Here is an 18,386-nt window from a genome sequence, read left to right as displayed (position 1 = left end):
TAGAATGGACATGAGACATGGCGGAGACCTCCTAATGGTGTTTTGTGGTGAATCTATCATAACAGAGATCTCCGTTTATGTCTTTTTTTATATGTCCGAATTCATTATACAATCAACCCAAATCTTTATGCTTCTTGCCAACCCCTTTTACCCAATAAGCAACAATAATCGGTACAACAATCGAAGTAACAACAACACTTGTTGCAACCAAGGCAGTCGCCGCCGGAACAATTTCTTGGAATTCAGGAATCATTTGGCCAACAATCATGGGGTTGGTAACAGCGGCCCCGGCCGTACTCGAAGCAGCCAATCCGGCAGCCCCATTGCCGCCACCAATAACACGATCAGCCAGTATAAGAGGAATACCCGTAACCACAATAACCCCGAGACCCAGCATAATGCCAAGAAGGCCAGTCTTGAAAATGACCGTAAGGTCAATCGTATTGCCTAAAGCAAATGCAAAGAAGGGAATCATGATGGTAGCAGCCGGCGTAAAGAAATCACGGAGTTCCGGATCCAGGTTGCCAAGAATAAAGCCAATAATAAACGGAAGAACAGCACCCACAAAAAGGTGTGGTTCAAAATATGCAGCACCCGTCGAACCAAGAATCATCATCGTAACGAGCGGGCCCGATTCGATAGAAGTCAGTACAAAAGCACCGGCTTCTTCTTTTGTCCCGTATTGCTGCATCAAAGATGCATACAGACCACCGTTTGTCATATCCATAGAAGTAACAATAGCTAAAGTGGACAACCCGGCAAAGAATCCGGTCTGGATCATCCCTTTTGGCATGAAAGCGACACAAATGAATCCAACAATCCAAGCTACAATAATTTTTGTAACTACAATGGTACCCGATTTCCGAAGGACGAGACCGGCATTTTTATAGTTAATGCTGGCACCCATGCAGAAGAACCATACCGACAGAATTGGCACCGTACCTGTAATCAGGCCGTTAGTAAAAGATCCAAAATATTTACCGGCACCGGGTGTAAAGGTATGACACAAAGCCCCAAGTAAAAGTGGTACCAACATCAATCCACCAGGAACATTTTTGACAGCTTTTAAAATATGCATAATGAATTCCTCCCTGCTAAAAATTTATTTCATATTTTTAATTTCAATGTGGTCCATATCGTCAAATTCTTTATTTTCGCCGCCCATAGCCCAGATAAAGGTGTAATTATGCGTACCGCAGCCACAGTGCATGCTCCAAGACGGACTGATAACAGCCTGTTCATTATGCATGACAAGGTGTCGCGTTTCCTGTTCCTGCCCCATGATATGGAATACAGCCTGATCTTTAGGTACTTCAAAATAGAAATAAATTTCCATCCGGCGTTCATGTGTATGCGGCGGCATACTGTTCCAAACACTGCCTTCGTCGAGAGCCGTAAGTCCCATGCAAAGCTGACATGTTTCAACAACATCAGGATGAATAAATTGATTAATAACACGTTTATTTGCTAATGCTGCGTCTCCGCAAGGTCTTTTATTCGCATCTTTAATGGAAATAAATTTGGTTTGGCAAGCCTTATGAGCCGGTGCAGAAACCATATAATACTTAGCCGGGTTGTTAGGATCATCAGAAGCAAAAGTAACTTTTTTCGTCCCCATCGTGATATACAGACAGTCTTTTGGTCCCATGTTATAAGTCTGACCGTCTGCTACAATGGTGCCAGCACCGGTTCCGACATTAAAAACACCAATTTCACGACGTTCAAGGAAATAGTGCGTACCGAAATTTTTCCAGCAATCAATCCCTTTATCAATAGGAACAACTTCATTCACCGGCATGCAGCCAACCGCTACCATACGATCAACATGAGAATAAGTAGCCATAACTTCATCGGGACGGAACAAGGTGTCAATAAGGAATTCCCGACGAATGTCTTCCGTCGTGTACTTTTTAAAATCCTGCGGGTTTGTAGAATAACGAATATCCATAATAATACCTCCGAACAATAATAAATAATTTATTTTAAGGATAGATAAGGCAAAACATCCTTATTCACTAAATAGGTTGGGACTCGGCCTTGTAAGACTTCAATAATTCCCATAGCCGCTTTGGTCTTCATTTCTTTATTTGATTCCTCAGAATACCAAGAAACATGAGGAGTCAATACAACATTATCCATTGACAGGAATCCATTATCTGATCGAATCGGTTCAACTTCCAGCACATCTAAACCGGCCCCTGCAATTTGATGATTCGTTAAAGCCGTTTGCAGTGCTTTCTCATCCACCAGCGGACCTCGTGCCGTGTTAATTAAAATAGCAGAAGCTTTCATCAACCCCAGCGTATCCGAATTAATACAGTGATACGTTTCTTTTGTAAGGGGTGTATGGAGAGATATAATATCTGCTTCACGAAGCAACTGATAGAATGGCTGGTATAAGACCCCCATCGCTCTCATCGATTCCGGCTGTACATAAGGATCGTAAGAAAGAACCTCTAGCCCAAGAGCCTGAGCTTTAACGGCCACCTCGCGAGCAATCTTCCCAAAACCAACCAAGCCCAGTTTATGCCCTCGAAGGCGCCAAATAGGCTGTGCAATCGCATAATCCCAATGCCCTTGATGAATCGAGTTATGAAGGAAAGTAACTCGCCGCCAACAATCAAGCATTAAAGCAATCGCTTGCGTAGAAACTTCATCAATACTGTAATCAGGTACATTGGCAACACAAATATGGTGTTTGGTAGCTGCCTCCAAATCAACGTTATCCACTCCGACACCATAGCGAGCAATCACTTTTAAATTAGGAAGACTGCTCATTATCTTTTCAGTGATATGGGCATATTGAACCATCAACCCGGCTGCGTCTTTGCAGTTCTTTATAATGTCATTTTCTGAATGACTTTGAGTCGGTATAAAGGGAATACCTATCTCACGAAACATTTTTTGTTCTATCTCCAAGGAGGGATAGTCGTATTCAGTGATATACACCGTATCCATAAATTGTCACCCGGCTTTCCAGAATGGACCTCATTCACGCATTGCATTCTTTTATATGATAAATCAAAAAAGTCATCATATGTATACGTTTAAATTCATCAGATGTTTCTTGTGATTATAATAGCATTTTCCAGCTTAATTAGCAATATATCCTATTTATGTATGATGATTTAATATAATTCATCATACACCCATGACTTTTACATAACATAAATTCACCATATTTTTAATTAGTTTATATATTCGTATGATGAATAAGATGATATAATATTGTATAAATAAGAGATAACACTTGATAAGGAAGGGGTTTTTATGGTAAAAAATAAAGCGCAGTCTATGGCAGCCCAAACAGCAGACTTATTGATCGAATATATAACCACGAACCAGATGATTCCAGGCGATCGAATGCCTACGGAAGCTGAATTAATCGAAAAAATGGGCGTCAGCCGATCAACGATCCGTGAAGCCATACGTATCCTCAGTGCCCGCAATATTTTAGAAATCCGCCAAGGATCCGGAGCATATATCTCTCCACGACGGGGCGTTCCTGACGATCCTTTAGGACTCACTTTTATTTATGACGCCGATCAACTCGCTATCGATTTATTGGATGTCCGAGTCATGATTGAACCTAAAGCCGCTATGCTGGCGGCAATGAACGCTACAGAAGAGCAGTGTCGTAAATTAAGGGATCAATGTACACTCGTAGAAAAATTAATACAGTCAAATGCAGACTACGAAAAAGAAGATGTCAAGCTGCATACGATGATCTGCGAAGCCAGCGGTAACCGTATTCTCATCAATTTATCCTATATTTTAACCTCCTCTGTTAGGAAAACGATTGTCGCCACTTCTGATTCCCTAAAAGACAGCAACACGTATATCTATCACCGAAAAACAGTAGAAGCAATTGCCCGTCACGATCCTATCAGTGCTGAAAATTCAATGATATGCCACGTCGGAGCACTGCGAGAGTTCATTGTAAGTAAAATAAAAAATCACCAATGATATCATAAAAAGCCAAGCCTTTCCTAGTAAAACAGCTAGAGAAAATCTTGGCTTTTAACGTCTGTCATTTATTATAAAATCCGTTTAAAAACCCGGGAACTTTAACGGCCTCCCATTGATAGATTTTATTGATAAACGGCATTTCATCTATATCTAAAAGACAGTAAAAGCTGTTTCCTATCACAGAATAATTCGGTTTTCTCTACTACTTTCAGAAAAACTGCACCACTTTCTTCGACGATGACAAGGTCATCCGGAAAATAAAGAATATGTTGGCAACGCTTATCAAATTTGACATATGTCAGCTATCTAACTATAATAAATAGCGTAAAGGAGGGATTTTATGCCGAGACCACCGCGGTGCCGACGTGTTTGTTCACTGCCTGTTTCATCAGCCTTCGGACCGGTTGACCGACGTCAGTCGGACGATACGGTTGCCATGGGAATCGATGAATATGAAGTCATCCGCCTCATCGACTGGGTCGGACTGACGCAGGAAGAGTGTGCCGCTCAGATCAATGTAGCTCGCACGACGGTGACCGGTATTTATAATTCAGCCCGCCACAAACTGGCCGACGCCCTCATTCATGGCAAAGACCTCGTCATCGAAGGCGGCCATATTCAAGTTTGTGAACGTTCCGGCTCGTGCCATCACGACTGCTGCCGTGCCGGAAAGAAAAGTTCAAAGGAGAATGATCCCAATGAGTGAAAATTGTACACACGACTGTTCCAGCTGCGGCAGCTCCTGCGCACAGCGCAACCAGCCTCAGAGCCTCCAGGCAGCGCCTCACGAAGGTTCTCACATCAAGCACGTCATTGCCGTCGTCAGCGGCAAAGGCGGCGTAGGTAAATCCTTGGTTACGTCCCTGATGGCTGTAGAAATGCAGCGCCGCGGCTTTAAAACTGCTATCCTCGACGCCGATATCACCGGCCCGTCTATCCCGAAAGTCTTCGGCTTGACCGGTCATGCCACGGGCAACGATGACGGCATCAACCCCGTTACGACCAAGACCGGCATCAAAGTCATGTCCATGAACCTGCTGTTGGAAGATGTCGCGGCTCCGGTCGTATGGCGCGGACCGGTTATTTCCGGCGCCGTTAAACAGTTCTGGACCGACGTCATCTGGGGCGACATCGACTACATGTTCGTCGACATGCCGCCGGGAACGGGCGACGTCCCCTTGACGGTTTTCCAGTCCTTGCCCGTCGACGGCATCTTAGTCATCACGTCTCCTCAGGAACTCGTTTCCATGATCGTTGAAAAGGCCTTGAACATGTCGGAAATGATGCACGTTCCTGTCTTGGGCCTGATCGAAAACATGAGCTACTTCAAATGTCCCAGCTGCCAGGAAAAACACGAAATCTTCGGACACAGCCATGTCGAAGAATCGGCGCAGAAATATTCGATTCCTCATACGGCAAAACTGCCCATCGATCCGGAATTCGCAGCTCACTGCGATAAGGGCGATATCGAAGGTTATCCGGCCAGCTTCTTATCGGATACCGCTGCCTACCTCGACAGCGTTCTCGGTCAGTAAGCAAAAAAATGCTGCCGCAATATGAATTGCGGCAGCATTTTTTATGAAACGGCGGTGTAACCGAGCAAGATAAGCCTTGCTATCGTAGTCCGTTTTTATTTTGCGTTTTTCGTAGCGTCGACGCCAAGGGCACGCATGATACCGAAGAATACTTCCGTGTTGTCCATGACACCTTTGAAGTATTCGGAACCCGGGCCTTCTGCATTCAACGGGACATCATCGGCTGCGTGAGTTTCATCACCAATGGTAGCGGGGATGTTGGCCGGAACGAGTTCCATGGGATCGCCTGCGTGGTGACGAGCCGGATTGCCTTTAGCAACGACGGTCGAAACCTGATGGTATTCGGTCTTATCGCCGGCAACCTGAGCTTCCTGTTTGGTAACAGTCTGGGAAATCGTCGGATAGGTCGGTTTCTGCTGGAAGTGGTAGTTTTCATAATATTCCGGATGGTTAGCATACTGAACAGCCAAGGTTACATCGGGATCCGGATTATCGGGGAAACCGTCGTGGTCGGCATCCTTGAAGGTCGGGAAGATGGAATCGGCATAGGTGCGGACAGCTTCAATGCCCTTCTTGCCGTCGTGTTCATGGTAGGTACCGGTAATGGAAGCACCGTGAGCATGGTCAGCAACGACGATGATCAAGGTATTATCGCCGTGTTCCTTATTCCATTTCTGAGCATATTCGATAGCCTTATCGAATTCGATCGTATCGTACGTAGCACGCTGCCAATCCATGGCATGGAGCTGTTTATCGATGGATGCGCCTTCGATCATAGCGAAGAAGCCCTTCGGATTCTTGCTGAGGATATCCAAGGATTTTTTCGTCATGTTGATGAGGTTCGGCTGATCCGTATATTTACCTAATACTTCAGGATTCTTGAGCATTTCACGATCGATATAAACGTTCATCGTGCTCGGATGGAAGAGGCCCAAGAGCGGTTTATTACTGTCGGCAGCCATCATTTCCTTCGAGTTCGTAACGAAGGTGTAGCCTTTATTTTTGAATTCCTGGATGACGTTTTCATTGTCATGGCGTTTGGAACCTTTTTCCGTCTGCGGAATGTAACGGCTGGAACCGCCGCCCATGATGACGTCCGGACGATGATAGTCTTCCAAGTACTGAGAAGCTAATAAATCCTGGTTAGCACGACGGCGCGTATGACCAATCATAGCGGCCGGCGTAGCATCTGTAGATTCAGCCTGAGTGATGACACCGATGGACATGCCGCGCGTACGCTTCAGGATTTCGGCAACGTTTTCAACGCGGGGATCATCCATAGGATCCTTTGTCGAGTCTTCATAAACGCCCATGGCGTTGACGACCGATTTATGACCCGTAGCATAAGCCGATGCCGAGTTAGCGCTGTCCGTCGTCAAGGAATCGTATCCGCTGGTCGTGATCAGTGCGTTATGGGGCATTTTTTCCATAGCCAAGAGATCGTTGTATTTCCCGTTGGTCAGGCCTTTGGAAATGATACGAGCCATTTCTCTAGCCTGCAGGGACATGCCGTCACCGACGAAGAGGATGACGTTTTTAGCCTGTTTCTGAGCTTTTTCCTGAACAACCGTATAGCGTGCATCGGCAGAATTGGTGCCGTCAGCATCGGTAGCCGAAACACGGACCGTATATTTACCGGTCTTCGGGAAATTTACCTGGTTGACACGATAAGAAACAACACCGTTGCCCAAATCTTTTCCTTCTACTTTCTGTCCGAAAAATTGATTGGCATTCTGACCATTAATCGTAATATCGACGTTCTTCAAGTCTTTCGCGTTAGAAACTTCAACATCAAAGTCGAATTTAGCACCTGCCAAGAATTTAGCCGTATCTACCGGTAAAATCCGGACATCGGCTGCCTGTACGCCCGGGACGACGCCCAACAGGGAACCACAAGCTACCATAGAAAGAATTGCTCTTTTTAACCATTGTCGTTTCATATCATGACCTCCTAAAAGACTACATTGATAAGAACAGTATAGGGGCCTTTTACATAGAAATTGTCAAATCCATGTATAATATTTGTATAAGTTAACTTTCTCTCGTAAAAAGGATGTGAACTATAATGATGTACAGTTGCTTCGATGTCGGCGGAACGGCAATCAAATTCGGCCTCATCGATGAAGAGGGCCGCTTCCACAAAAGAGGTCTCATCCCCTCCGGAGACGGGCCTTCCATCGTCGCTGCGGTCCGAAACCTTGTCCGACAGCAGCAGAAAGAAGTATCGCTTGCCGGCATCGCCCTGTCGACGGCAGGCATTGTAAACACCGAATCCGGCACGGTAGAATACGCCCTCTCCATCCCCGGCTATACAGGAACGCCTTGGAAAACGATGTTCGAGGAAGAATTTAAACTCCCTGTCAGCGTCGAAAACGATACCAATTGTGCCGCCCTCGGCGAATATTGGCTCGGAGCCGGAAAGGACGTCTCGTCTTTCTTTGCCGTAACCGTCGGCACCAGCATCGGGGGAGCCCTCATCGAAGAAGGTCGGGTACTCCACGGCGCCACTCATGCTGCCGGAGAAATCGCCTATATGAGCCTCCCGGCAGGCCGGTTCCACGACGTCGCCTCGGCGTCCTTTCTCTGCCGTGAAATCGCCAGCAAAAAAGGCATTCCTCCCAAAGAAATGGACGGCTACCGGGCCTTCCAACTGATTGAAAGCGACGATGCTCAGGCCCTTCGCTGTTTTCATATCTTCTGTCAGAATCTGGCCGACGGCCTCACCAATATCATCAGTCTCTTCAATCCCGAACGAATCATCCTCGGCGGCGGCATCATGAACCGGGAATCCATCATCCGCCAGCCCCTTGAACAGGCCCTGTCAGAGCGTCTGCCGGAACGGATGCTCCCCCCAAAAGGCCTCGCCTTTGCAAGACTCCAAAACGACGCCGGCTTGTTAGGCGCTCTATATGTATTGAAAAATAAAAAATCAGCGCTCGGATAGATTCTTTCCGACAAAAAAGAAGGTCAAGGGAACAAAGCACCTTGGCCTTCTTTTCATTACATATAATAGATTTTATTGTATCGGTTCGTTATAAACCAATTCACCGGCGACGACCGTCGATTTTACATGGAAGTCGTTGCTGTCCAAGACGACGATATCGGCCTGTTTGCCTTCTTCCAGAGAGCCGATCCGATCGTACACCCCGAGAGCTTTCGCCGGGTTGATGGTAGCCATAGCTACGACATCGGGAAGGGATGCCCCCGAATTGATAAGGAAATGGAGGACAACTTCGTTCATAGGGGCCACACTGGCAGCCAAAGTCCCGTCAGCCAATCGGGCTTCACCATTCTTTACAAAGACCTTCTGGCCGCCAAGACTCGATTCACCGTCGCCTTGGAGACAGGCCCTCATCGAATCGGTGACCAAGATGAGCCCGTCGCGGCCTTTCATCTGATAGGCCAACTTCTGCGCCGCCGGGTGAACATGGAGGTCATCACAAATCAGTTCACAACAGGCATTTTTATGGAGAAGAGCTGCTCCGACAAGGCCCGGTTCCCGATGGCGGAAGGGGGTCATGGCATTATACAGATGGGTGACATGGCAGTTTCCGAGGGTTTCCATACAGTCCATGGCCTGTTCAAAAGAAGCCCCCGAATGGCCGAGAGATACGACGATGCCCCGATCCTTACAAGCCTTTAAAAATTGCTTATTCTTTAACTGTTCCGGAGCCAAGGTAATGATTTTAATGATGTCCCCATAGGGTTCCAACCAGGAAAAATCCGGATCCTGTATACAGTCTTCGGACTGGGACCCCTTATAGAGGGGGCTTACAAAAGGGCCTTCCAGATGAGCGCCGAGGACCTGTGCTCCACCGGCGTAATTTTCCTTTGCCGTTCTAATTCTCTGCAAGGCCTTTTCGATAGCCGCTTGTTCCATAGTCATCGTCGTCGCTGCAAAGGACGTAACGCCCGTCGCCGGCAGGGCCTGCTGAATCGTCGGCAAAGCCTGATCGTCGTCATCCATGACGTCGGCACCGGCACAGCCGTGAATATGTTCATTAATAAAGCCGGGGACGACAAAACCGCCGTTGGCATCGATGAATTCCGAGCACATGCCGGCTCTGAACTGCTTACGCGGAACGATGCGCCATATATCCTTTTCATACAGAATAACATGTCCGTTGACAATTTCATTCGGCAGGACAATCAGTCCGTCGAAAATTGCTTTCATAATAAATTCCTCCTAAAATCGTATTCACTATTTCCAGTATACCACAAACGTAAAATCTGTGGAAATTGTGGATATGTAAAGTGGATAACTTGTGAATAGGTCCGTAAATGGCGTTTTTATGCTTTGTCCTCCTGTGGATATCTTTCCACAATCTATCCACATATTGTGTGTAAATCTCCGAATCAACTTATCCACATTTCTACAGGAATTATACACATCACTTTGTTCATTTGTTCTCCCACGTACAATCGCTCAACCATGCCGTTATCGTTGTGTTTCCTCTGGGGATATATATTTATCCGCGCGACTTATCCACATTTCCCAACATCACTTGATATAAGTATCCACTGAAAAAAATCAGCGCAACTATGCGGATTCCAAAAAAATATCCACATTTCTGTCACTGTTGTACACAGAAAATGTGGATACATTGTGAATACTTTTAAAGCTGTCTTATTCGACGGGACGGCTCCAATCGATGTGGACACCTGTCGCCCGCCACATATAACACATGGCCAATTTCAACGTTTCCAAGCTCGACGTCGGAACGGCACTGATGGTTTTATACTGCGAAAGGTCCGTATACTGATGCAGGACCCGCTCGGTCGTCAAATACTCCCGGGCGCGTTCGTTGACAGCTTCATCATTCAGATGAACGCCCAGCTCCTTCGTTTCCGTATTATACTCGATCCGTTGTTATTGTCACCGGTATGGGCGACGACTTTAAAAATTGCCATGGCTAAAACTCCTTTTTTACGTATCCTTCTCATGGGACATTTCCCACAAAAACCCTTTCATAATGGCCGTACGACCGAATCGCTGCTGCAGTTTATCGATGGCCTCGATGACTTTCTCCTTCGTTTCCTCGTCTTCGGAAAATAAATCGCCCTGGACTTGATACGGCTGAAGCTGGCTGACGGTGAGACCCAGCAGTCGGATTGGCTCATGTCCTTTATCCTTATTATACAATCTTTTTGCCGAAAAATATAATTGTTCTTCCGACGCCGTCCCCATATCGCTAAGGGTCAGCGACCGGGTAACGGTCTTAAAGGAAGCATAGCGGATCTTGATCGTAATCGTCCGTCCCATGAGCCGGCTCTGACGCAGCCGCCAGGCCACTTCATTGGCTAAGAGGCGGAACTGTTCATCGACTTCAGAAGGCAGTGTCAAATCACGGCTGTACGTATGCTCATTTCCAACCGACTGAGGCCGCCGCCGTACCTCCAAAGGTCGCTTATCCTGACCGAGAGATAATCGGTAAATGCGCTCGGCCTGATTGCCTAAGAGGGGTTTTAAGGCCTCCGGGCTGGACGCCGAAATATCGCCGATCCTATGGTATCCGCCCTTCTTTAAAGCTTCTTCCGTCACCTTGCCGACGCCCCATAATCGACTGATCGGCAGCGGCGCCAATACCGCTTGTTCCGTCCCATAGGGAATCCAAACTAAGCCATCCGGTTTTCTTAAATCCGAAGCCAGTTTCGCTAAAAATTTATTGGGCGCAATCCCTGCCGAGGCGACGAGGCCCGTCGTCCGAAAAATCTCGTCTTTGACGGCTTTTCCGATATCGACGATATTGGGATAGTGGCGTTCCATGCCGGATACGTCCAAAAAAGCTTCATCCAGAGCCAAGGGTTCGATATAGGGAGAATAGTGAGATAAAATCAAGCGGATCTGATGCGACACCCTTCGATAGGCCGCCATCCGTACCGGTAAAAAGACGCCGTTCGGGCAGCGTCTCCGTGCCGCCTTCATGCTCATGGCCGAATGGATGCCATAGCGCCGCGCTTCATAGGATGCCGTTGCTACGACGCCGCGGTCCATAAGGCCGCCGACAACGACGGGCAGTCCCTTCAAGGCCGGATTGTCTCTTTGTTCAATAGACGCGTAAAACGCATCCATATCGACGTGCATAATCCATCGCGTTGCCATAAGCTCCCTCCTTTATACTCTCTATTATGATACACGAGAGACATCTTGTAAATACGGCGCTTCCCGGTACGGCTCGGCCGCAAGACTTTGGGACCGGTGCCGGAAATCAAATTTTCTGTAAAAATGGCGTCATTACGCTAATTAACGAGACTGCACATCATTGGATTTTCAATCCGTAATATGGTAAACTATAAGAATACTAAAGAGAGGTGAAATAGTATATTATGGATTTATTCCAATTGACATACTTCATCGAAGTCGCTCACAAAAAAAGCTTCACAAAGGCTTCAAAATCCCTGCACATCAGCCAGCCGTCTATCAGCAAGGGCATCAAGGCCCTGGAAGAACATTGGGGTGTGCAATTATTTGACCGCAAGGGTAAAAATGTAGAGCTGACGGAAACGGGTTCCTATTTGCTTCCTAAAATCGAAGAACTCATCAAGGGCTTTACCCAGTTGAATGAAGAAATGGAATTGCCGCAGCTCCTCAATTCCGGCAAGTTGTCCGTCGGGGTCCCGCCCATGATCGGGTCGTCTGTCATCGCGCCGTTTATCGCTCATTTCATCAATACCTATCCCAAAATCGAATTGGAAATGAAGGAAGTCGGCTCCCAAGACGTCGTCTCAGCCATCGACGACGGGCTCATCCAGGTCGGCTTCGTCGCCCTGCCGATTACGACGGAAATCCCTTATGAATTCTTCATTTTCCATGAAGAGCCTCTCGACGTCGTCCTCTGGCCGGATCATCCCCTGGCCTCCCGTCCGTCCCTGACCTTATCCGATATCAAAGACGAAACCTTCGTCTTCTATCCCAATGGATTTTCGCTGAATCCCTATCTGCGCTCGGCGTTTCAGGAAATCATGGCCCATCCGAAAATCGTCTGCCGTTCCAGCAACTGGGACTTCCTGGCCCAGATGGTATCGGGCAAACTGGGCATTTCCCTCATGCCGCACACCATTTGTCAGCGCATTTCGCCGGATCTTGCTGTATCCGTTCCCTTGGTCAAACCACACCTGTACTGGACGCTGGCCCTCATTTGGAAAAGCAAGGGATACCTCTCCCATCCGTCCCGGACCTGGGTCCAGTCCTTTAAAGAGTATTTCAAAGATGCCAGTACGATGATTCAAAATGAAGCTGCCGACCAGCCTTTCCTGTCGGACACGCCTAGTGAAGACTAAGCTGTCTGCCGTAAATATCAATAAAGAAAGCATTGCCTGCGGGCAATGCTTTCTTTATGCCCAAAAGACTTACATCAAGTGGTGTTTTAAGGCATAATCTACAAGCTCTGACTTCGTCTTACAATTGAGCTTTTGCATAAGCCTCGTTTTATACGTCGACACGGTCTTTACCGAAAGGTGCAGCGTATCCCCGATAGACGACAGCGAATGGCCGTGTACTAAGGCAACGAGGACTTCCTGCTCCCGTTCCGACAAGGTCGGCATATCTTTTTTCTCTGCTAAGACACCGTTAAGGAGACTCCGGGCTTCGCGTTCACTTAGATAACGCTCGCCGGAAGCGACGGCACGAAGGCCTTTAAAGAGCTCTGCATCAAGGGTATCTTTGCACAAGTACCCGTCAGCACCGAGCTGCATCAATTCAGTCACGTACTCCTGCTCGCTGTACATGGTAAGGACCAGGACCTTCACTGCATAATGGCGGCGACGGATTTCCCGTAAACAGTCGATGCCGTTCATGACCGGCATCGATAGATCAAGAAGGACGACATCGACGTCTGTCTCTTCCAGTATATCGAGGACTTCTTGTCCGTTCGAGGCCTCGGCAACGACCTTGCAGTCGTCCTGCGAAGCTAACAATAATTTGAGGCCCGTCCGCAAAATGCGGTGGTCATCAGCCAATAGTATGTTCATCTTCTATCTCCTCACTCAGATGTAACGGCAGCATTATGGTCAGGGTCGTTCCCTTCCCCGGTCGGCCGTCGATATAAAAAGTGCCATTCAACACGTCAGTCCGTTCCTGCATGCTGACCAGCCCTAAATGATTATCAAGCCGTGCCTGCTCAGCCCGGGCGGCACTGAAACCGACGCCGTCATCGGCAATACGTAAAGACAAGGACGACGGCAGAATGTTCAGTTCAATCGTCACTGTATGAGCTTGGGCATGGCGAGCGATGTTGGTCAGCCCTTCCTGCACCATGCGGTAACAAAATAAAGCAACTGGCCGCGACACTTTAGCAATATCGCCGTCATGACAGAAAGACACGGAAAGATTCGGCTGGGTCTGCCGATACGTATCGAGATATTTTTCAATGGCTACGATGAGGCCTAAATCGTCGAGGAGCGGCGGATGGAGGTTGACCGCCAAATGGCGCAGGCTTTCCAGAGTCTCTCTCGTCAATTCACGGACACCGGTCACCAATTCCCGCACGTCGGGACTTTCAGTCCGGTCCTGAATGAGCCGCAGGTAGGCTAAGATCGATACCATAGACTGACTCGTTTCATCGTGGAGCTCTCGTGAAATACGGCGCCGTTCATCTTCACGAGCCGAAAACAGCTGATCGATGAGCCAAACTCTATTCTTCTCCTTTTCCCGAAGGGCCGTCAAAAGTTTCGAGTTTTCCCGATCCTTGACCGACAGACGGTTGCTCATGACATTGAACGCCTTAGCCAACTGGCCGACATCGTCTTTCGTTTCGACGGAAACGCGAACGTTGTAATTCCCGCGGCCGATTTGACGAATGGCTTTCGCCAGAGCTTGAACGGGGAGCAGAAAAGCCCTGGCATATCGCGTAGCCAAAGCAGAGGCCACCAGACAGATGGCCAGGATAATCAGCATCGTCTCGACAAAGCGCTTCCACATGAGCTGCATCATGGGCCGCTCGGACAGACCGACTCGAAAATATCCGACTAAACCGCCGTCGATGGGAACGAGAATTTCTCGGATATAGCCTTCGGTGCTGTCAAAAGTCACTGCCTGCCCGACGCCTTCCATAGTCATATCCCGCCGTTCCGGAAGGCCCTTCGGCAGTCCGTCCGTAAAAGTACTGGCCAGAATACGTCCGTCCGGATAGGTCACCAGAATGTAGCGGACCTGGTCGTTCGTCTTTTGAGCATGGAGCAGCTGCTCGGTCATATCAAAACGGTCGTCGACGAGGATGTCATTGCTGACGACCTGTCCGATGGACACGGCCAGTTCCTTCCCGGATGCCTCGAGTTCATGGCTCATGTACTCACTCGTCGAATAGAGGAACAGCGACGCCGTCAGCAGTCCGCAGATAAAAATCGTGCCGACGATGAGGGCATTAAATTTTACGTATAACGTGTAGTTTCTCATCTTACGTTCCTGCCAATCGTTTTTGTGCCTGATACTGCTGTTTGAACGCTTCATAGGCCTCAGAATCCGGCGGAATAAACCGGTCGATGACGATGTTCTTCATGGCCTTGGCTAAATCCGCATCTTCATGCATCGTATAAAAGATATGGCGGAGCTCTTCTTTTTCCGCCGGATCCAAATCACTGCGGACGACGATCGGTCCGGTCGGCGCTTCCGGCAAGGCGTCAATGATGCGTACTTCCTTGGAAAGGGCCGGATTGGTATCCGCCATGAGCTCATAAATTTGGCTGTCGATACCGGCTGCATCGGCCAGATGATTGGCAACAGACCACAGTGATTTGTCATGACCATGGGTATAGAAAAAGCGGTTGAAAAAGATTTCCGGCGTCGTTCCATCTCGGGCCAGCAAAAATTTAATGGCCAAACAGCCTGAATAGCTCAAAGGGTCCGTAAAAGCAAAAACCTTGCCCCGAAGCTGACTAAAATCATGGATATCGCTGTCAGCCGCCGTGATGATATACGTTTGGTAATGGGACGTGCCATTGGTCTCGGTCATGGCCAACAGTTCGATCGGAACCTGCCCCTGATAGGCAGCATAAGCGCCTGTCGAGGAAAAGGCAATATCGGCGTCGCCGTTGGCCAAGAGGGCATTCAGTTCCTCATAGGTCCGGCGCTGGATGAGAACAGCCGGCCGCTGCTGCTTTTGAGCAATATAAGTAACGATCTGCTGATACACCTGCCGCGTTTCCCTCGGCGACATGACCGACGCAAAGGCGATGCGAAGCGGTTTTACACCGGACTGCTCTACAGCCGGGCGAGCGCCCTCAGGCTGCGTAAAGTCGATATAGCCCTGAGGATGGGCGCAGGCCGCACTGAAAAGACAGGCTAAGGTCAGCAGCATCATAGAAATAACCCGTTTCATAATGCCTCCCCTGCATATAATTTATATCATTTATTATACCCTGAATCGGCCCGGCTGAGTAGGGTTTTACAATCTGCCGCAAGGCTATGCGAAAAAAAGGCGCTGTCCCTTCGGACAACGCCTTCATCCTTAGTCTTCTTTCGGTTTTGCATTCCAAACGAGGAGAGCCAGCAGCGTCGAGACGACGGCTGCACCGACCCAAAATTCCGTAGCCAGTCCGAAGTCATAGACTTTAACGCCATTGACGACGGTAATGGTCATGAGTTTCCCCGTAATGAATTCCTGCAGGGCCGCGCCGGCATAGCTGAGGAGACCGATCATCCCCATAGCCGCACCGGTAACACGTTTGGGCACGATATCGACAGCCATGAGACCGCCCATGTAGCAAACCAAAGCCCCCATGGTGAAGCCGTAGAAGGTCATGCACAGCATATCCATGGTAAAGGACTGCGGCGCCCAGAGGAATCCTGCAATGGACAGGGAATAGAAGATCCCATATAACAGGGCCGGCATATTGCGCTTGTGATTGAAGAACTTGTCTGAAATAACACCGCACAAGAGCGCCCCGAAGATACCGGCCACCTGCATATAAGCCATGACGCCGGCAGCCCCCATCATATCATAGCCCTTCTGCGACGTCAGATAAACGACGCCCCAGCTTTCAATGGCATAGCGGGCAATATAGACACAGAGTGAGGAAAGACCGAGAATCCAAACGGCAGGATTCTTGACGACGGCATTCCACTGCATGGTGCCGACTGATTTTTCTTTTTCCGCATCGATCTGTTCCTGCGTCTTTTCTCCGTAATAGACGGCGCCGTTCGGCAGTCCCTGCGTTTCCGGACGGTCGCTCATACCGAAGTAAATGAAGGCCGTCCCAATAAGGGAGATGATGCCGGCCGCAATGAAGCCCATAGACCAGTTGTACATGGAAACGATGGCAGCAATGGCAAAGTAAGCGAAAGATGAGCCCAGGTTGTGACTCGTAAACCAGATGCCATACAAGGTTCCGCGCTGTTTATTGCTGAACCACTGATTCAGGGAGACAATGGACGGACCGGCACCATAAGACTGGAACCAGCCATTAAGACCCCACAAGACGGCTAAGGGAACGAAGGAATTGACAAGCCCCATGCCGACCATAGTGAGTGAAGAAATGAACAAGCCAAAGGAAAAGAATCGCTTGTTATTCATGCGGTCTGCCAGGAAACTGTTGGTAAATTTCCCAAGACCGTAGGTTACGAAGAATACCGAGCCGATGATCCCGATTTCCGTCGGCGTAACGATCCCCGATGCCAGAAGCGGCTTCTTAATAACCGAATAACTCTGGCGGATGATGTAATAAAAAGCATATCCGATCGTGATGGAAGCAAATACGCGCCAACGCATGGCGTTAAACTTTTTCTTGATGGCCTCGCCATCCGTCATTGGTACGGCGTCCGGTGCCGTTCTGAAAAAGTTCCAGATTAAATTGAGCATAAAAAAAACTCCTTCCGTTGCATGAATCCGAATAATGATAAATCCGTATGGTACGGCTTTATTATAATAAACAAATTCTAACAACGGTAGCAGAAAAATTCTGATTTTTCTGTAGGAGTTTTTCTTACACTACATGATGCGCTTAGCGCCTACGTATCGGGCAGACCAGTAACTGCTGTCCATATCAGATACGCTGACTCCGTCACTGGCAGCATTGATAAACTGATGGTTGCCGATATAGATTCCGACGTGAGAAATTCCGGCCTCATAGGTCGAGAAGAAGACCAAGTCACCGGGTTCTAAATTGGCCATGGATACCGATTCACCGACGTCATACTGCTCATCCGCGGCCCGGGGCAGGTCGATACCGGCTGCCGAATAGACATAGCGCGTAAAGCCGGAGCAGTCGAAGCCCGACGGCGTCGAGCCGCCAAAGACGTAAGGAACGCCGATATACTGATTGGCAATGTCGAGAATATGGGTTGCTTCCGAACTGGCAATACGGGGTACACCGTTATAGCCGCCGTTGCCGAAACGGCGTATGGGACCTGTCGGAAGCTGCTGCCCCGTCAAGGCATAAAAGGTCGACGGACCGACGATACCGTCCGTTTCAAGTCCATGGTCGCCTTGATAAGAACGGACAGCCCGTTCTGTGCCGGCGCCAAAAATACCGTCTACATCGACATTGTATCCGGCATTTACCAGAGCCTGTTGAATAAGGAGGATTTCATTGTCTGCCGTCGCCTTGGTAACAAAGGCTGAAGCGACAGCATCATTTTCCGGCATAGATGAACCGGTGAGCGCTGCATACGTCGCAGCTCCGACGATTCCATCGGAATCCAGGCCCTGGTCCTCCTGGAACTTCCGGACAGCAGCCTGCGTCGAGACCCCGTAATCACCGTCAGCAGCGACGGCATAGCCTCTACTGGACAGTGCCTGCTGGATGGTGACAATCTGGTCGCCTCGGTCACCGGGATGGAAGGTGGCGCCGACGACCGATACGGAAGTCAGGACGCAGAATCCCAGTGCGGCTGCTATTTTCTTTGTCGTATTCATCGAATACCCCTTTCTCCGCTTTGTAAAATAT

The 18,386-nt window shown here is 48.7% G+C and carries 17 protein-coding genes; 5 read left to right on the top strand and 12 right to left on the bottom strand.

The annotated features are described in order from the left end of the window. Positions 1-112: 112 nt before the first annotated feature. The 3 genes from kdgT to UCI88_RS05965 are packed head-to-tail and all read right to left on the bottom strand — an operon-like array spanning position 113 to position 2,958. Positions 113-1,078 carry a 2-keto-3-deoxygluconate transporter gene (gene kdgT, locus UCI88_RS05975; protein ID WP_330024114.1) on the bottom strand — a complete coding sequence of 322 codons (966 nt, stop codon included), beginning with the start codon at positions 1,076-1,078 and terminating at the stop codon, positions 113-115. A 24-nt stretch (positions 1,079-1,102) separates the two neighbouring features. After that, on the bottom strand, positions 1,103-1,948 hold the full coding sequence (gene kduI / locus UCI88_RS05970; protein ID WP_256180313.1) for a 5-dehydro-4-deoxy-D-glucuronate isomerase: 846 nt from the start codon (positions 1,946-1,948) through the stop codon (positions 1,103-1,105). A gap of 29 nt (positions 1,949-1,977) precedes the next feature. Then, on the bottom strand, positions 1,978-2,958 hold the full coding sequence (locus UCI88_RS05965; protein WP_256180312.1) for a C-terminal binding protein: 981 nt from the start codon (positions 2,956-2,958) through the stop codon (positions 1,978-1,980). A 312-nt stretch (positions 2,959-3,270) separates the two neighbouring features. On the opposite strand from UCI88_RS05965, the gene UCI88_RS05960 reads away from it, so the two are divergent. From UCI88_RS05960 to UCI88_RS05950, 3 genes are all read left to right on the top strand, one after another. Further along, the gene (locus tag UCI88_RS05960) at positions 3,271-3,966 is read left to right on the top strand and encodes a FadR/GntR family transcriptional regulator (protein WP_256180311.1); all 696 of its coding nucleotides are present in this window, start codon (positions 3,271-3,273) and stop codon (positions 3,964-3,966) included. 343 nt (positions 3,967-4,309) lie between these two features. Then, complete coding sequence (locus UCI88_RS05955; RefSeq protein ID WP_044505286.1) at positions 4,310-4,675, top strand: DUF134 domain-containing protein; 366 nt, start codon at positions 4,310-4,312, stop codon at positions 4,673-4,675. After that, positions 4,668-5,504 (top strand): Mrp/NBP35 family ATP-binding protein, encoded by an 837-nt coding sequence (locus UCI88_RS05950; RefSeq protein WP_044505285.1) that lies wholly within the window; start codon positions 4,668-4,670, stop codon positions 5,502-5,504. Before UCI88_RS05955 ends, UCI88_RS05950 begins: the two co-directional genes overlap by 8 nt. Positions 5,505-5,599: 95 nt before the next feature. Here UCI88_RS05950 and UCI88_RS05945 read toward each other — a convergent pair whose 3' ends face one another. After that, on the bottom strand, positions 5,600-7,444 hold the full coding sequence (locus tag UCI88_RS05945) for an alkaline phosphatase (protein ID WP_176698869.1): 1,845 nt from the start codon (positions 7,442-7,444) through the stop codon (positions 5,600-5,602). Between the two features lie 125 nt (positions 7,445-7,569). Here UCI88_RS05945 and UCI88_RS05940 point away from each other — a divergent pair, with 125 nt between their 5' ends. Continuing rightward, positions 7,570-8,448: an ROK family protein gene (locus UCI88_RS05940; RefSeq protein ID WP_256180310.1), complete on the top strand. Its 879-nt coding sequence runs from the start codon at positions 7,570-7,572 to the stop codon at positions 8,446-8,448. Between the two features lie 72 nt (positions 8,449-8,520). Here the strand turns inward: UCI88_RS05940 and nagA are convergent, their stop codons facing one another. The 3 genes from nagA to dinB all read right to left on the bottom strand — a co-directional run bounded on the left by nagA (position 8,521) and on the right by dinB (position 11,607). After that, positions 8,521-9,678: an N-acetylglucosamine-6-phosphate deacetylase gene (gene nagA, locus UCI88_RS05935; RefSeq protein WP_256180309.1), complete on the bottom strand. Its 1,158-nt coding sequence runs from the start codon at positions 9,676-9,678 to the stop codon at positions 8,521-8,523. 453 nt (positions 9,679-10,131) lie between these two features. After that, positions 10,132-10,290: a hypothetical protein gene (locus UCI88_RS05930; RefSeq protein ID WP_330024111.1), complete on the bottom strand. Its 159-nt coding sequence runs from the start codon at positions 10,288-10,290 to the stop codon at positions 10,132-10,134. Between the two features lie 141 nt (positions 10,291-10,431). Further along, on the bottom strand, positions 10,432-11,607 hold the full coding sequence (dinB, locus tag UCI88_RS05925; RefSeq protein ID WP_044505281.1) for a DNA polymerase IV: 1,176 nt from the start codon (positions 11,605-11,607) through the stop codon (positions 10,432-10,434). Positions 11,608-11,831: 224 nt separating this feature from the next. Between dinB and UCI88_RS05920 the strand changes: the two genes are divergently transcribed. Beyond that, the gene (locus UCI88_RS05920; protein ID WP_330024110.1) at positions 11,832-12,785 is read left to right on the top strand and encodes a LysR family transcriptional regulator; all 954 of its coding nucleotides are present in this window, start codon (positions 11,832-11,834) and stop codon (positions 12,783-12,785) included. Positions 12,786-12,854: 69 nt separating this feature from the next. Here the strand turns inward: UCI88_RS05920 and UCI88_RS05915 are convergent, their stop codons facing one another. The 5 genes from UCI88_RS05915 to UCI88_RS05895 all read right to left on the bottom strand — a co-directional run bounded on the left by UCI88_RS05915 (position 12,855) and on the right by UCI88_RS05895 (position 18,355). Continuing rightward, positions 12,855-13,475 (bottom strand): response regulator transcription factor, encoded by a 621-nt coding sequence (locus UCI88_RS05915; protein WP_044505279.1) that lies wholly within the window; start codon positions 13,473-13,475, stop codon positions 12,855-12,857. Continuing rightward, positions 13,456-14,898 (bottom strand): HAMP domain-containing sensor histidine kinase, encoded by a 1,443-nt coding sequence (locus UCI88_RS05910; protein ID WP_256180307.1) that lies wholly within the window; start codon positions 14,896-14,898, stop codon positions 13,456-13,458. The genes UCI88_RS05915 and UCI88_RS05910 overlap by 20 nt, the downstream gene beginning before the upstream one ends. A 1-nt stretch (position 14,899) precedes the next feature. Beyond that, complete coding sequence (locus tag UCI88_RS05905) at positions 14,900-15,820, bottom strand: substrate-binding domain-containing protein (protein ID WP_256180306.1); 921 nt, start codon at positions 15,818-15,820, stop codon at positions 14,900-14,902. Positions 15,821-15,949: 129 nt separating this feature from the next. Continuing rightward, entirely contained in the window at positions 15,950-17,299 is a 1,350-nt protein-coding gene (locus UCI88_RS05900) for an MFS transporter (protein ID WP_044505276.1), read from the bottom strand. A gap of 129 nt (positions 17,300-17,428) precedes the next feature. Further along, positions 17,429-18,355, bottom strand: a complete 927-nt coding sequence (locus UCI88_RS05895) for a C40 family peptidase (protein ID WP_044505275.1) — start codon at positions 18,353-18,355, stop codon at positions 17,429-17,431. Between the last annotated feature and the right edge of the window lie 31 nt (positions 18,356-18,386).

Source organism: Megasphaera massiliensis, from assembly GCF_036305205.1.
Lineage (GTDB): Bacteria > Bacillota > Negativicutes > Veillonellales > Megasphaeraceae > Megasphaera > Megasphaera massiliensis.
Note: the sequence above shows the minus strand (reverse complement) of the source record. Positions and strands in the feature narration are given on the sequence as shown.